The 14853-nt window shown below is 62.9% G+C and carries 16 protein-coding genes and 1 tRNA gene; 7 read left to right on the forward strand and 10 right to left on the reverse strand.

The features are described from left to right. The first annotated feature begins 11 nt into the window (after positions 1–11). The 4 genes from NCS67_RS02495 (at position 12) to NCS67_RS02510 (ending at position 3334) form a co-directional block, all read left to right on the forward strand. Complete coding sequence (locus NCS67_RS02495) at positions 12–788, forward strand: ABC transporter ATP-binding protein (RefSeq protein ID WP_008351156.1); 777 nt, start codon at positions 12–14, stop codon at positions 786–788. A gap of 18 nt (positions 789–806) precedes the next feature. Next, the gene (locus NCS67_RS02500; RefSeq protein WP_008351154.1) at positions 807–1511 is read left to right on the forward strand and encodes an ABC transporter ATP-binding protein; all 705 of its coding nucleotides are present in this window, start codon (positions 807–809) and stop codon (positions 1509–1511) included. 160 nt (positions 1512–1671) lie between these two features. Next, positions 1672–2343: a hypothetical protein gene (locus tag NCS67_RS02505; protein WP_244807748.1), complete on the forward strand. Its 672-nt coding sequence runs from the start codon at positions 1672–1674 to the stop codon at positions 2341–2343. A gap of 280 nt (positions 2344–2623) precedes the next feature. Beyond that, entirely contained in the window at positions 2624–3334 is a 711-nt protein-coding gene (locus tag NCS67_RS02510) for a hypothetical protein (protein WP_250433982.1), read from the forward strand. Positions 3335–3395: 61 nt separating this feature from the next. Here the strand turns inward: NCS67_RS02510 and NCS67_RS02515 are convergent, their stop codons facing one another. From NCS67_RS02515 to NCS67_RS02525, 3 genes are all read right to left on the reverse strand, one after another. Next, positions 3396–3818 carry a GNAT family acetyltransferase gene (locus tag NCS67_RS02515; RefSeq protein ID WP_175982808.1) on the reverse strand — a complete coding sequence of 141 codons (423 nt, stop codon included), beginning with the start codon at positions 3816–3818 and terminating at the stop codon, positions 3396–3398. Then, positions 3815–4999: an acetylornithine transaminase gene (locus NCS67_RS02520; RefSeq protein WP_250433993.1), complete on the reverse strand. Its 1185-nt coding sequence runs from the start codon at positions 4997–4999 to the stop codon at positions 3815–3817. The genes NCS67_RS02515 and NCS67_RS02520 overlap by 4 nt, the downstream gene beginning before the upstream one ends. Positions 5000–5275: 276 nt before the next feature. Further along, positions 5276–6307, reverse strand: coding sequence for a CDP-6-deoxy-delta-3,4-glucoseen reductase (locus NCS67_RS02525; protein ID WP_008351145.1), 1032 nt, complete (start codon positions 6305–6307; stop codon positions 5276–5278). Positions 6308–6393: 86 nt separating this feature from the next. Here NCS67_RS02525 and NCS67_RS02530 point away from each other — a divergent pair, with 86 nt between their 5' ends. Beyond that, entirely contained in the window at positions 6394–7407 is a 1014-nt protein-coding gene (locus NCS67_RS02530; protein ID WP_008351144.1) for an NAD-dependent epimerase/dehydratase family protein, read from the forward strand. On the opposite strand, the gene NCS67_RS02535 is transcribed toward NCS67_RS02530, so the two are convergent. From NCS67_RS02535 to NCS67_RS02550, 4 genes are all read right to left on the reverse strand, one after another. Beyond that, complete coding sequence (locus NCS67_RS02535; protein ID WP_008351142.1) at positions 7404–7580, reverse strand: hypothetical protein; 177 nt, start codon at positions 7578–7580, stop codon at positions 7404–7406. The two genes, NCS67_RS02530 and NCS67_RS02535, sit on opposite strands and share 4 nt — an antisense overlap. Positions 7581–7701: 121 nt before the next feature. Next, positions 7702–8415 (reverse strand): pseudouridine synthase, encoded by a 714-nt coding sequence (locus NCS67_RS02540; RefSeq protein ID WP_008351140.1) that lies wholly within the window; start codon positions 8413–8415, stop codon positions 7702–7704. Positions 8416–8600: 185 nt separating this feature from the next. Further along, positions 8601–9698: a TIGR03118 family protein gene (locus tag NCS67_RS02545; protein ID WP_250433995.1), complete on the reverse strand. Its 1098-nt coding sequence runs from the start codon at positions 9696–9698 to the stop codon at positions 8601–8603. Positions 9699–9806: 108 nt separating this feature from the next. Beyond that, complete coding sequence (locus NCS67_RS02550) at positions 9807–11324, reverse strand: hypothetical protein (RefSeq protein ID WP_250433998.1); 1518 nt, start codon at positions 11322–11324, stop codon at positions 9807–9809. Positions 11325–11594: 270 nt separating this feature from the next. Here NCS67_RS02550 and NCS67_RS02555 point away from each other — a divergent pair, with 270 nt between their 5' ends. Together NCS67_RS02555 and NCS67_RS02560 are read left to right on the forward strand one after the other, a co-directional pair. Further along, the gene (locus tag NCS67_RS02555; RefSeq protein ID WP_250434000.1) at positions 11595–12023 is read left to right on the forward strand and encodes a hypothetical protein; all 429 of its coding nucleotides are present in this window, start codon (positions 11595–11597) and stop codon (positions 12021–12023) included. Further along, positions 11996–12217: a hypothetical protein gene (locus NCS67_RS02560; protein ID WP_152563226.1), complete on the forward strand. Its 222-nt coding sequence runs from the start codon at positions 11996–11998 to the stop codon at positions 12215–12217. Before NCS67_RS02555 ends, NCS67_RS02560 begins: the two co-directional genes overlap by 28 nt. A 63-nt stretch (positions 12218–12280) precedes the next feature. Here the strand turns inward: NCS67_RS02560 and NCS67_RS02565 are convergent. The 3 genes from NCS67_RS02565 to NCS67_RS02575 all read right to left on the reverse strand — a co-directional run bounded on the left by NCS67_RS02565 (position 12281) and on the right by NCS67_RS02575 (position 14635). Beyond that, positions 12281–12365: transfer RNA gene (locus NCS67_RS02565), tRNA-Leu, on the reverse strand. Between the two features lie 115 nt (positions 12366–12480). Further along, a complete protein-coding gene (locus tag NCS67_RS02570) occupies positions 12481–13641 on the reverse strand; it encodes an ABC transporter substrate-binding protein (RefSeq protein ID WP_008351129.1) in 1161 nt (386 codons plus the stop codon). A gap of 52 nt (positions 13642–13693) precedes the next feature. Further along, positions 13694–14635 carry a CysB family HTH-type transcriptional regulator gene (locus tag NCS67_RS02575; protein WP_008351128.1) on the reverse strand — a complete coding sequence of 314 codons (942 nt, stop codon included), beginning with the start codon at positions 14633–14635 and terminating at the stop codon, positions 13694–13696. Between the last annotated feature and the right edge of the window lie 218 nt (positions 14636–14853).

Below are 14853 nucleotides of genomic sequence, written 5' to 3' on the forward strand. Positions count from 1 at the left end.
GGGATTGAAAGATGAGCGATAAGCAAACACGACTTTCCGTCACGGGCGTCAACAAGCGTTTCGGCGGCTTGCAGGCGTTGTCCGACGTACGCCTCGAAATCAAGGAAGGCGAAATCTACGGTCTGATCGGCCCGAACGGCGCAGGCAAGACGACGTTCTTCAACGTGATCACGGGTCTCTACACGCCGGATTCGGGCGAGTTCAAGCTCGACGGCCAGGCGTACACCCCGACGGCGGTTTATCAGGTGGCGAAGGCGGGCATCGCGCGCACGTTCCAGAACATTCGTCTTTTCGGCGGCATGACGGCGCTGGAGAACGTGATGGTCGGACGTCACGTTCGCACGAAGCACGGTCTGGTCGGCGCGGTGTTCCAGACGCCCGCCGAACGCCGCGAAGAGCGCGAGATCAAGGAGCGCGCGCTCGAACTGCTGGAATACGTCGGCGTGCTGCAATACGCGGATTACACGTCGCGCAATCTGTCGTACGGGCATCAGCGCCGTCTGGAGATCGCGCGCGCGTTGGCGACCGATCCGAAGCTGCTCGCGCTCGACGAACCCGCCGCCGGCATGAACGCGACGGAGAAGGTCGAGCTCACTCGTCTGCTCGACAAGATCCGCGCGGACGGCAAGACGATTCTTCTGATCGAACACGACGTGAAACTCGTGATGGGATTGTGCAACCGCATGACGGTGCTCGATTACGGCAAGGTGATCGCCGAAGGTCTGCCGCAGGACGTGCAGAAGGACCCGAAGGTGATCGAGGCATATCTGGGTGCGGGGGTGCACTAAATGGCGACCACAAGCGCAATGTTGAAGGTCAAGGGTCTGCAGGTGAATTACGGCGGCATCCAGGCGGTGAAGGGTGTCGATCTCGAAGTCGGGCAGGGCGAACTGGTTACGCTGATCGGCGCGAACGGCGCGGGCAAGACGACGACGATGAAGGCCATCACCGGCCTCAAGCCGTACTCGGGCGGCGATATCGAGTACATGGGCCAGTCGATCAAGGGCGTGCCGACGCACGAACTGCTCAAGCGCGGCCTCGCGATGGTGCCGGAAGGCCGCGGCATCTTCGCGCGCATGTCGATTCTCGAGAACATGCAGATGGGCGCGTATCTGCGCAACGATTCGGACGGCATTCAGAAGGACACGGAGCGCATGTTCGGCTTCTTTCCGCGTCTGAAGGAACGTGCGTCGCAGTACGCGGGCACGCTGTCGGGTGGCGAACAGCAGATGCTCGCGATGGCCCGCGCGCTGCTGTCGCGCCCGAAGCTCTTGCTGCTCGACGAACCGTCGATGGGTCTTTCGCCGATCATGGTCGAGAAGATCTTCGAAGTCGTGCGGGAAATCTCGAAGGAAGGGCTGACGGTGCTGCTCGTGGAGCAGAACGCGCGTCTCGCGCTGCAGGCGGCGAATCGCGGTTACGTGATGGATTCAGGCACGGTGACGATGTCCGGCGACGCGAAGGTCATGCTCGATGATCCGAAGGTCAGGGCGGCGTATTTGGGTGAGTGAAGACTTAACCGTCCGATGCTCGAAAGGGAGCCGACTGTCGCGAGACAGTCGGCTTTTTTCTTTTCCAGGATTATGGGTGCTTCGCCAAATCGTTCTCGCTTTCTTGTCATCTATCGCATTAGCCCGCTTTCTCAGATTCTTCCCACTATCGAAGCTCAGGATGCCGATCAAGAATCGGGGATTTTGCGCGATGTTCACCTCCAGTCTCAGCCAGCTGCCGAAGCGCGGCCACCTCCTCATCGCAGCCACGATGGCACTGACGGGCTGCGGATTGTTTCCGCAGCCCAGTCATAACGTGACCGTCGCGGCGCCGGAATACGATAGCGCGGTCTCTGCGCGTATCAGACTTCTCTCCGGCAACGGAACGCGCACTGCCTCGTACCTTCCCAATCACGCCTGTTATGGCGGTTCCGTCGAGGGAGCTGAATGGGTGGCCGGTGACGACGGTTTTTTTGCCAATTGGAAATATTCGTCGCGGAGCGAGGTTATCGGCATGCCGCCGAGCCCGCGCGAGTTCATGCGAGTCGACGGCCTGGAGTTCAAGGATTCCATCAGAGAGTATGTGGTGGCGGGCGGCCAGCCGATTGTCCTGAGCATGGGAACGAGCGGCAGTGCGGGTAACGCCCATTGGTGGTGTACTCCACCGCGTGTGACTTTCAGTCCGGTTGCGGGCCGTGACTACGATGCGTTTCTCGAGATGAAGGGCAGGCAGTGCTGGATATCCGTTCGTCTTATCGACGGCCATGACATGGATGAACCCGTCGCTGTGACACGCGCTGCCAAATGTGCCGACGCGAGAGTTGACACGGATTCGAATTCAACTTCGCAATGATCGCGAGCCTTGCATCGCCTTTCGCTCTGCCATTCACATTCGAACCTCTCAGATCAGATAAGAATAATGCAACGCTTGAAAATCATACGTTGGCTCTTGGCTGCCTTCGCTTTCCTCTCGATAGCGACGGCGACAGGACAGACTCAACCGATCGCACCCGTATCCGCCGAGACGAGAGACTTGGCGGACTTCAACTCGCGGCTTGCATCATCAGGTATCGACCCGGATTCGCCGCAGGGCGCGATGCTGCGCCAATACTTTTCGAAGCTATGGCGAGGTGGTGCAACGCGGTCTTCCCGCTAAGGGCAGCCAGATTCTTCCCTACAAGCGACTGATCATCGAAGCAGATTGGGTCGATTCACGCTCACCACTGAAGCGTGTGCCCTTCACGTCAACTCTTGTGAACCGTCACGACAATGGTGTCGTTTCGGAGCAAAGCGTCACGACCGCTGGAGATAGTGCGGTTACATGGGCCTATTTCCGGACCTACTACCGAATGGCGGACCTGCGTTCTCAGGAACTGTGGGGCGATAGCCAGATCGGCATGGCGAACCTCAAAGATAGCACTGCGATCCGCGCGACCCCACAGACCCTGGTCAAAGGGGCGGAATTTGATATGTCCGTTCCTCAGCCTTCCCGAAAGGGCGAAAAGCGCATGCAGTGCCGGGTCGGAAACACAAAACCGGCGTTCGACGTGTTTGCTTCGCTCACCGGCTCCGCGGTCGAAACCCACTGCTCAGTAGCGACGCAGAGCGGATTCGTCGTGGAGTACGACGGCGTTTGGCTCACTGAATACAACGTAGACCTGACGCTGAAATACAGGGAAGAAAGCGGCACAACGGACGTGGTCTTTCGCAACATTTCGATCGAACCCAATCCGTCGTTCAAGGTGCGCGGCTCGTCGGTAGAAGATGCGGCGCGCAATCCGCAAAGAAAGCAAAGACGCGCAGCGGCCGTCGACGAGATGCCTCAAATCTGCTTTTCTTGTTGAACCTGGTCGACATCTGAGAAAGATAGCGGCCTTGTCGAAGCGTTCAGCCTGAGTTCGCGCGTCAAAGCCGCTTCCCCAAACTCACCACTTCATCCATCCGATACCCGAGCCTTTCATAGAATCCGCGCAGCTCCGTCTTGAACGACAGAATCTGCAGATTCACCTTCGGGCAGCCGAGCTTCGTCAACGCCGCTTCCGCGTGCTTCATCAACGCACTGCCGTATCCGCGGCCGCGCAGCGCAGGCGTGACAGCAAGCGAATACACCCAGCCGCGATGCCCGTCATAACCGGCCATCACCGTGCCGATCACTTCGCCATCCATCGAGCCGACGAAGAACAGCTCCGGTTGCGTGCGCATCTTGTTCTCGATCGACAGCGCCGGATCGCGCTGCGGCCGCGATGCGTCCGCGTACTCCGGAAACACATCGCGCCACAGGGCGATCACGGCGTCGCGATCGCCTGCATCGAAAGTGCGGATGATCACAGCGAATCGAGCACCGAACGCAGCATCGTCATCATCTGGTCGATCTCGTCCTTCGTCACGTTGAGCGCGGGCATGAAGCGCAGCAAATTCGGGCGCGCCGCGTTGAGGAGGAGGCCGTCGGGCTGCATCAGACGCGCCTTCTCGACGATTTGCGGACCCTTGTCGCTGTCCAGCAGCAACGCGCGCAGCAAACCTTCGCCGCGCTCGCCCTGGAAGCCGCGCTCGTCCGACAGCTTCAGCAGTTCCTGCTTCAGATACTCGCCGCGCTCGCGCACGCCTTCGAGAAAGCCCGGCGCGACGAGTTGCGAAATCACCGAGTAGCCGACCGCCGTCATCAGCGGATTGCCGTTGTAGGTGCCGCCCTGATCGCCCGCATCGAAGCACGCGACGTCCGCCTTCGACAGGAGCGCCGCGAGCGGAACGCCGCCGCCGATGCCCTTGCCGAGCGTCATGATGTCCGGCTCGACGCCCGACAGCTCGTACGCGAACAGCGTTCCCGCGCGGCCGCATCCGCTTTGCACTTCATCGACGATGAGCAGGATGTTGTGCTTCTTCGTCAATTCGCGCAGTTGCTGCATGAATTCGCGCGTCGCGGGAATCACGCCGCCTTCGCCCTGAATCGGCTCGAGCATCACGCCCACGGTCTTCTCGTTGATGAGCTTCTCGACCGACGCGATATCGTTCAGATCGGCCTTCGGAAAGCCCGGCACTTGCGGCGCGTAGATCGTGTCCCAGCCGGCCTTGCCGCTCGCGGACATCGTCGCGATCGTGCGGCCGTGGAAGCTGTGGTCGAACGTGATGATCTCGTACGCGCCGTTCTTGAACTTCTTGCCCCACTTGCGCGCGAGCTTGATCGCGCCTTCGTTCGCTTCCGCGCCGCTGTTGGCGAAGAACACCTTGTCGAAGCAACTGTTCGCGGTGAGCAGGCCGGCGAGCTGCGCCATCGGCGCGTTGTAGAACGCGGGCGACGGGTTGATCAGCGTGCGCGCCTGCTTTTCCATCGCCTCGATCATGCCTTCGTTGCAGTGGCCGAGCGAGTTCACCGCCCAGCCCTGGATGAAGTCGAGATAGCGCTTGCCCGTGTTGTCGTAGAGCCAGGAACCCTTGCCATGCGTGAACACGATCTCGGGACGGTTCGTGATGTACATCAGCGAATCAACGGGGTACTCATTGAAATTCATGACAGCGGGCTCCACGAAGGCTAGTGCGAGAAAAAGAGGAAAACGATGCGGAAAAAAACAAAAGCCACGGATTTCCGTGGCTTCATTTCGTACGCTTCGACAAGACCGAACCGTGAGCGCAATGCGTGACGAGCCAGCGGCATCCCTAGGGAAGCGGCGAGCGGCGACGTCGAAGTGCGTTCAGGGTTTTGAGCATTCGCGAAGGATACGTTAAGCGGTTGCCGCCTGTAAACCGTGCACGCGGATTTTTTGTCCGCGTGCACGTTGTGTGCAAGCTCACACGGGATGCGCGAGATCTGCCGCGCTCGTGAACGAATCCGCGTAGAACTCGTCCTCCGGCAGCCGATGATGCTGCGTGAAGTCGCGCTGCGCCGATTCCACCATCACGGGCGCGCCGCACGCGTACACCTGATAGCCGCTCAAGTCTGGCAGATCTTCGATGACAGCCCGATGAACGAAGCCCGTGCGGCCCGTCCAGGCGTCGCCGGCGTCGGGTTCGGAGAGCACCGGCACGAACTTGAAATTCGGAACCTCGCGCGCCCACTGTTCGGCGAGCGACATCATGTAGAGATCCTTCTTGCGGCGGCCGCCCCAATAAAGCGTCATCGGGCGATTCAGATTCTTGAAGACCGCATGTTCGATGATCGCCTTGATCGGCGCGAAACCCGTGCCCGAAGCGAGCAGAACGATCGGCTTGTCGGACTCGTCACGCAGGAAGAACGTGCCGAGCGGGCCTTCGAAGCGCAAGATGTCGCGCTCTTTCATCGCGCCGAAGACGTGATCCGTGAACGTGCCGCCCGGCATGTGGCGAATGTGCAGTTCGAGCGGCCCTTCGTGATGCGGCGGGCTCGCCATCGAATAGCTGCGGCGCTTGCCGTCCTTCAGGATGAATTCGATGTACTGGCCCGCGTAATACTGCAGGCGTTCGTTCGCGGGCAGTTGCAGCTTCAGTTCGATGACGTCGTCGGCTTTGCGTTCGAGCGCGTTCACGCGGCACGGCAGCTTTTTCACCTGGACGTCGCCGACGCCCGCGACTTCGCGCACGTCGATGGTCAAATCCGTCTGCGCGGTCGCGCAGCAGAAGAGGGCCATGCCGCGCGTCTTTTCGTCGTTCGACAGTGCCGACGACGAATGCGGCGCCTGCTCTACCTCGCCGCTCACGACGGCGCCCTTGCACGAACCGCACGCACCGTTCTTGCAGCCGTACGGCAGGCCGATGCCCTGGCGCAGCGCGGCGGTCAGCACCGGTTCGTCGGGTTCTACTTGAAACTGCCGGCCGCTTTGCCGGAGCGTTACGTTGAAAGCCATAGATCGATTTCTGCGATGTGTGGAGTTGTCTCGTGAGTCTTTTCGGACGCCGCACGCGGGTTTCAGGCGACGGATAAAATGCTCCGATGATCGCCACTCGAAACCTTCGCCGCGCGCGCGTCCTGATCGTCGGATGCGGCGATGTCGGCATGCGCGCGTTGCCGCTTCTGCATGCGCGCGCCGCTGCGCCCCGCGTCGTCGCGCTCACGCATCATCCCGAACGCGCCGGCGAATTGCGCGCGGCCGGCGCGACGCCCATTTCCGGCGATCTCGATGTGCGCCGCAGCCTCGCAAGGCTCGCCGGCCTCGCACGCGACGTGCTGCATCTCGCGCCGCCTCAGCGCGACGGCGACTCGGACCGCCGCACGCGCGCGCTGATCGCCGCGCTGCGCAGACCGCGCCGCTCGGTGGCGCGCGCCGCCGCAAGCCATTGGCTGCATGCGGATCGCGCCGGAAAAACATCTTTCATTGTACCCGACGGTCTTCGTGCGGCCGCGAAGCGCCGGGACGGGCAGCGCACGCGTTTCGTCTATGCGAGCACGACCGGCGTTTATGGCGATTGCGCCGGCGCGTGGATCGACGAAACGCGGCCTGCGCGGCCTGCGAACGAACGCGCGCGGCGGCGCGTGTCGGCGGAGCGGCAGTTGCGCGCGGCGGGCGTGAAAAGCGGCTGGCGGGTGTCGATCGTGCGGATTCCGGGCATTTACGCGGCCAACCGCCTGCCGATCGCGCGCATCGAAAAGGGCATGCCCGCGCTCGCCGAACCGGACGACGTCTACACGAACCACATTCACGCCGACGACCTCGCGGCCATTCTCGTGCGTGCGCTCGCGCGCGGGCGTGCGCAGCGCGTCGTGAACGCGTCGGACGACACGGATTTGCGCATGGCGGATTACTTCGACCGCGTGGCCGATGCCTACGGCCTGACGCGCGTGCCGCGCATTTCGCGCAGCGAAGCGCAAACGCGCCTGGAGCCGGTCACGCTTTCGTTCATGCGCGAATCGCGGCGGCTCGCCAACACGCGCCTGAAGCGCGAACTGGGCTACGTGCTGCGCCATCCGACGGTCGACGCGTTCCTAAAGCAGAACGCGCGGCGTTAGATCAGCGCCGGAATCGTTTCGAGCAGAACGAAGCACATCAACGCGCCGATCAATGCGCCGATGAGATTCGGCGAATACTTGTGGCGCATGTGCATGACGAAGCCCAGCACCCCGATGAGGACTGCGCACAGCGCGACGAACGCTACCAGCGCAACGGCCGATTGGGAGACCATGATGCCCTCCTGCTTTTTTCGTAATCATTTTGGTATCCGTTAGACCAGTATAAGAGTACGAAACGCGGAAGGCATGCTGCATCGCAGCGTCCGCGGTGAGGGGATTCACCGATTTGCATGCTCAATGCGAAGTGTTTCGCAACGCGGCGAGATCGGCGTCTTCGAGCCAGCGCCATGCGCCTTCGACGAGCGTGTCGGGCAACGCATAACCGCCGACCCGCTCGCGATGCAGCTTCTCCACGCGGTTGCCCGCGGCCGCGACCATGCGCTTGACCTGATGGTATTTGCCTTCGAGCACGGTGAGTTCGAGCAGCCGTTCGCCGCGTTGTTTGGCGGCGAGCGCGGCGCTCGGTTTCGGCTCGCCGTGCAGCAGCACGCCTTCGCGCAACTTCGCGAGTTGCAGACCGTCGAGCGGATGACGCACGGTCGCGAGATAGACCTTCGGCACCTTGCGCTTGGGCGACGTGAACGCGTGCACGAACGCGCCGTCGTCGGAAAGCAGCAGCAGGCCGGTCGTGTCCTGGTCGAGCCGGCCGACGGCCTGCACGCCGCGCTCGGCGAGTTGCGGCGGCAGCAGATGAAACACGCTCAGATGATGCTGCGGATCGCGCGAGCATTCGTAGCCCGCGGGCTTGTTGAGCGCGATGTACGCCTTCTCGCGATACGTCCAGAGATGATCGTCGACTTCGAATTCGAGACCGGGCGTGACGGGGAGATGGGCGTGCGGATCGTCGCGCACGATGCCCGCGATGCGCAGGCGGCCTTCGGCCACGATGCCGCGGCACTGGCGGCGCGACCCGAAGCCTTGGGAGAAGAGGAGGGTTTCGAGGTCCATCGGATGAGCGGAGTTGAAGCGCGCATTCTAGCAAGCCGCGCTTTCGGTCCGCGCGCGCCGGCGCGCTTCGCATCGCCAAAAAAAGCGCCGCCCGAACCGCGGGCGGCGCCGAGCGTGGCGATGCGCTTTCGGACGGCCATGCGTCCGCGGCCAGCGTCATCGCCCAGGGAATCGTCGCGTGCGCGTCATTGCATGTCGATGCGGCCATACACGCCGTTGGCTTCGTCGTTCGGCCCGGCGGCGAAAAACAGCGTGTTCGACGGCTGCGCGTTCAGGTTGTTGCCGAACGCGATGCCCCACAGACCGCGCTGCACGAGCGGCGCGCCGCCGGTATCCGTGAGCGCGCCGACGAACGCGCCGGTATTCGGATCGAACGCGTTGATGGTGCCGTCGCCGAAATTGCCGATGAGGATATCGTTGCTGAACGTGGCGAAGTTTCCGGGCGCCTGCGCGATGCCCCACGGAGCGTTGAGCGGCCCGTTCGCCGCGAAGCGCTGCATCAGATTGCCGTCGATGTCGAACACGTCGACGAAGCCCAGGCCCGCGCCGGGCACGTCGTCCTCGGCGTCGCCGTCCTGCTTCGCGTAGGTGACGAATATCTTCGAGCCGATCGTCTGAATGCCGAAGGGCGCGAAACCCGCCGGAATCTGCGCGTCCCTGAAGCCGCCGGGCACGGCGATCTTCGTGAACGTGCCGTCGAAGACGTCGACCTTGTTGTTATGGAAATCGGTCGCGTAAAGGCGATGCGCGCCGGTCGACGTCGTGGCGATCGCGAGTCCCTTGTAGATCGCGCCCGACGCGCTCGAATCGACGGCGGTGAACGCGTGCGTCATGTCGACGGCGGGCGCCCACGCGGTGATCGAGCCGCCTTCTCCCGCGAAGACGAACGCGGCGACGCCCGACTTGCCCTTGCGCGAGAGCGTGAGATCCGGTCCCTTGTTGAAGACGATTCCGGTCGGTTTGGCGGGCCCGGACGCGCTCGGAGGGATCGATACGACCAGCGACTGAACGACGCCGTTGCCGTCGTAGAGCGTGGCCGTCTGCGTGCCGTTGTCGGCGACCCAAACGAAGCCGTTCGGGTTGAACGCCACGCCCCAGCCATTCTTCAGATTCGGGTCGGTGTGAGGCGCGGACACGGCGCCATCGGAGACGACGATCGACATCTTGAAACGTGTCGCCGTCGGCATGTTGTCGTCCGAGCCGCCGCCGCATGAGGCGATGCCCGCGAGCGAGACGACCGCGGCGGCGCAAACCACCAGACGGCGCAACAATCCGGTTTGCATGATGGTGACTCCTTCGGCGCGGTTCGCCGGCAGCTCGTTCGTCACCTTTAAACGGATGTGCGTTGCGGCTTATTCCGTTTGCATCATGCTGAATGGCGCGTCAGTACATCAATGCGCGTCGCCGCGTCCCTTCGATACGGCCGGCACGCCCAGGCCGAAGAGCGTGAAGCGCGAATCGTCGTCATCCGGTATCCCCGCATGATGGGCGTGCGCGTTCCAACGGCCGTCGTAGGTCATCGTCGGGACGACCGGCTTCGGGATGCCGCTCGCCTGGCGGAAGTACTCGGTGTTGCTCTCGTTCTGCACAGCGAGCGCGCGGCGCAGCGTCGCCTGCGCCTGGCCGTTGCGCGGGTCGAGCGCGACCGCGCGGCGTGCGTTGCGCAACGCGCACGCCGCTTCCATGTTGGCGGCGCAGGCGCGCGCGTTCGCTATCGCGCCGTCGCGCGCACGTTCCTGACGCGACAATTCGGCCGCGAGCTGCTGGATTTCCGGACTGCGCGGCTCGCTCGCCGAGAGGCCGCGCATGTGACGGCGCGCCGCCGCGAGGTCGCGCCCGGCGAGCGCTTGCTGAACCGCCGCGATGCTCCGCGCGACGGCTGCGGGAAGCGGCTCCGGCGCAGGCTGAACGGCGGGCGTGGCGGGCGTGGGCGGTTTGTCGATCGAGGCGACCGTCGCGGTGCTGCGCGGCTGTTCGGATTGTCGGGCGACGGGCGCGGTATTTCGAGGCTGCTCGATCGCGCGGGCGACGGGCGCGGGCGCTTGCGTCACCGGTTTCGGCGGCACCGGCGCCGCTGCGGCGATCGTCGCGACCACGCGCGGTTCAGGCTTCTGCAGCGATGCGACGACCGGCGTCGTCGGCTTGGTCGGCGGCGCGACGGCAGCGACCGATGCGGCTGTCGCTGCGGCTGCGTTCGTCGTGGGAACGGGCGTCGCCGGCTTCGCAGTTGCGAACATGGCTGGCGACGCGTTGCTCGCCGGAGCCGCGTTCGCCGCAACGTGCGGCGTCGTCGGCAACATGCTCGATGCCGTGACGCGCGGCGCGACAGACGCGGTTTCCGCTATCGGCGCGGGCTTCTTCGCGATCGTCGTTGTCGTCGTCGCTGACGGGACAGGCTGCGCACTCGGCGTATCCGCTTTGGAGCGCGCCAACGATGCGTGCCGCGCGGCATCGGCTTTGAGCGCGCCGGAGGCGCCGTCGCGAATCGATCCCGCCGCGCTGATACCGGGCTCCGCGCTCGGCGACGGCGCGTTGTCGTCCAGACGCGCATAAAAGTATCCGCCGACCGCGATGCTGGCGATCACCCCGCCGACCAGCATCGCCATGCCGGTGCGGGCGGGCTTGCGCTGATCCTGCGCATCGGGCTCGACGAAGTTCGGGTAGGACGTCAGCATCCTGCGGCGCACGAGGCGCTGCAGCCAGTGGCTATCGTCCCAGTCGAGAATGTCGAGCGGCGCGGGCACCGGCGCCGCGGCGGCCGCGGCGGCTTCGGCCGCGCGGCTCGTGAAAATCGCGCCCTGACGATCGGCGCCGCACGCGGGGCAGGTGTCTTCCGAGGCAGGGGAAACGGTGTTGCAGCGCTTGCAGATGACGGAGTCGAGAGACAGCGAGTGATCAGGTCGATTCATGTCGTACCTTTCTTCGAGTTATGGCTCGGCGCGTCGCGCGAGCGGGTCACGACATCGAGAGGGTCCTAAGCAACCCGAAATGCGGGCGCTGCGCGTGCGAGCATCCCCGCGATGCTCCGCGCGCCGGGGTTCCGAATGCCGATGGAGGCCATTTTTTGCTGACGCGGCAGTGCGCGTCTACGCGAGAGCGCACATAGCCGGACGGACGACTTACGCGCGCTCGCGTCATCGGCGAAATTGCGTGTCATCACGCACATCAGGACGATGACAATGCAATCGAAGGGCTTCGACGCGACGGCGCGGCAACTGATCGTCGGACTGCCGCTATTCATGGGCGCGATCGAGTACATCTTGAGGGTGGCGCTGAAGCAGCCGGGCAGGGATGACTTCTTTCCGATTTCGCTCGTCGCGTCGAGCGTCAGTCTGAATCTTGCTTTGACGGTGCTGCGGGGTGAGCTTCGCCGCGGCGCCTATTCTCGATGGTTCTCCGAGCGACGAATCGCTCAGGCGTTTCTTGTCGCGAATCTGGGAATTTTCGCCTCTCTAATCGGGATGCTTCTCTGGATATACTTGCTCGTCGCTTCGTTCAGTGAGGAAGTTCGGGCGATTCTGCCTATGCATCCTCTTCGGGATGCTCTGGTCTACTATGTATTTTCGATCGCGGTGAATGAATGGAAGGCGTGGGTGGAAAAATGTTGAACTTCGTGCTGGGTTTCTTTCGAGAGTATTGGCCTGTCGTGTTGGCTTACGCGATCGCCAGGTTCGTCGTTCCGCCCGTCGTGGGCTGGATTTATCGGAAGACTGCGGGCGATGAGCCGCGCGTCGAAGTCGGGCGCGGTTCAGGCAACGTTCAAACGCAGATTGCCGCGAAACCCGGCGAGATGCCGAAATGACGCCGAAGCCGTGCCCCAAACGCAAAAAAGCCGCTCACAACGGAGCGGCTTTTTCAACAATCCTGGTGCCCAGGGCCGGAATCGAACCGGCACGCCTTGCGGCGGGGGATTTTGAGTCCCCTGCGTCTACCAATTTCACCACCTGGGCCTGAATCGACTCGTAGCGGAACAGAGCGAACCAACGAGCCAATCGAGTCGGCGATTATGACCGAAAACGCCGTCGCCGGCAAGCATCGACAGCAGCGTTTTCAGAACAAAGGACATTACTGCGCGAGATACGTAAATGCGCCGTTCTTGATGACGCCCATTACGCTCGCGCGCTGATCCAGACCGACGTGATCCGTCGCGCTCGTATTGACGACGCCGTTCGGCACGACCAGTTCGTGCGCATGCTCGAGTTCCGAGCGCAGCGCCACGCGAAACTCCTTCGTGCCCGGCTTGGCCGTCTTCAGCGCGCGCGCCACGGCGTCCTGAAGACGCGGATACACGCCCGCCGCATCGCCCGCGAACTGCGTCACGGTGCCCTTGCCGTACTTCTCCTCATACGCATTCGCGAACGCCAGCGCAGCCTTCTTCGACGGATGATCCGCCGGCAGCGTCCGCGCGACGACGACCGGCTGCGTCGGGAACAGTGTGCCCTCGACGTCCTTGCCGCCGAGCTTGATGAACTCGGGCGTCGCGATGCCGTGCGTCTGATAGATCGCGCCCTTGTAGCCGCGCTCGACGAGCGTGCGCTGCGGCAACACCGTCGGCGTGCCCGCGCCCGCGATCAGCACCGCGTCGGGCTTCGCGGCCATCAGCTTGAGAATCTGGCCGGTGACGCTCGCATCGGTGCGATTGAAACGCTCGCTCGCGACAATCTTGATATGCCGAAGATCGGCGAACTTGGTGAACTCGTTGAGCCAGCTATCGCCGTAGCTGTCCGCGAAGCCGATGAAACCCACCGTCTTCACGCCGTGATTGGCCATGTAGCGCGTCATGACGTCGGCCATCGCGCGATCGGTCTGCGCCATCTTGAACGCCCACACTTTCTTGCCTTCCTGCGGCTCCACGACCGATGCCGAGCCGATCAGCGTGATCATCGGCGTTTCGGATTCGGCGACGGGATCGAGCGCGGCGAGCGCCGCCGGCGTGATGTTCGGCCCGACGATCACATCGACGTGATCTTCGCTGATGAGCTTGCGGATGTTGCGCACGGCCGCGCCCGGATCCGAGCCGTCGTCGAGGATGATGTACTCCGCGCTCTGCCCGGCGATGGTTTTCGGCCACATGAGCATCGCGTTCTTGCTGGTGATGCCGATGGCGGCGGCCGGACCGGTGCTCGACAGATCGATGCCGACCTTCAACTGGGCGTGCGCGGCGGCGGCAACTACGGATAAGGCGACGCCGGCAGCGAGCCGGCGCGTGAACTTCGACAACGTCATCGGATGGTCTCCAAATGGGCAGGATTTTCTAGGCGGCGGGCGCCGCCGATATTCAAAGCTCGTAACTCTCGTGCTCGCCGGACAGCGCCTGTTCGATCAGCTTGCGATTCAGCGACGGCGACAGCAGTTCGACGAGCGTATACACATAGCTGCGCAGGTACGCGCCCTGTTTGAGCGCGAGCCGCGTGACGTTCGTGCCGAAGAGATGTCCGACCGGCATCGCGCGCAAATGCCGATCGCGTTCCGGATTGAACGCGATATCCGCCAGAATCCCGACGCCGAGCCCCAGTTCGACGTAAGTCTTGATGACGTCGGCATCGATGGCTTCGAGCACGATGTCCGGTGTCAGATTGCGCAGCGCGAACGCCTGATTGATCTTCGTGCGCCCGGCGAACGACGCCTCGTAAGTGATGATCGGGAATTGCGCGAGATCGTCGAGCGTCAGCGTCTTGCGCTCCAACAGCGGATGATCCGGCAGCATGACGGCCAGATGCTGCCACTGGAAGCAGGGCAGCGACACCAGTTCCTTATAGTTGGCGATCGCTTCCGTCGCGATGGCGATATCGGCCTGATCGTGGATGACCATTTCGGCGACTTGCGTCGGACTGCCTTGCAGAATCGAAAGGTGGACCTTCGGGAAGCGCTTCTTGAATTCTGCGATGGCGGACGGCAGCGAATAACGCGCCTGCGTATGCGTGGCGGCGATGACGAGATTGCCCTGATCCTGCGCGGCGTAATCCTTACCGACGCGCTTCAGGCTTTCCACTTCCTGCAAGATTTTCTCGACCGACGCGAGAATGATGCGCCCCGGCTCGGTGAGCGACCTCACGCGTTTCCCGTGCCGCGTGAAGATTTCGACGCCCAACTCGTCTTCCAATTCGATGATCGCTTTCGAGACGCCCGGCTGCGACGTATACAGCGCCTTGGCGGCTTCCGTCAGGTTGAAGTTCTGCCGGACGGCCTCGCGCACGAAGCGAAACTGATGCAGATTCATTTATAGCCTTTGTTTATTACTACCGGGCATATCAAAGTAATTTTTCAGTCGTTTGCAATATATAGCAGGTTCTTTACTATCAGTCCAATTTTTCCAATATCCATATCTCTATCTGTCATAAGCAAATGAGCGTTCAGTCTGAACGGCTCGGGCAATAGCGACTCAATGGATATTCGATGGACGAGACGCGCCGCGTAACCTAGGACGCTGCGCTTTAC

Source organism: Caballeronia sp. ATUFL_F2_KS9A (assembly GCF_023630765.1).
GTDB classification, from domain to species: domain Bacteria; phylum Pseudomonadota; class Gammaproteobacteria; order Burkholderiales; family Burkholderiaceae; genus Caballeronia; species Caballeronia zhejiangensis.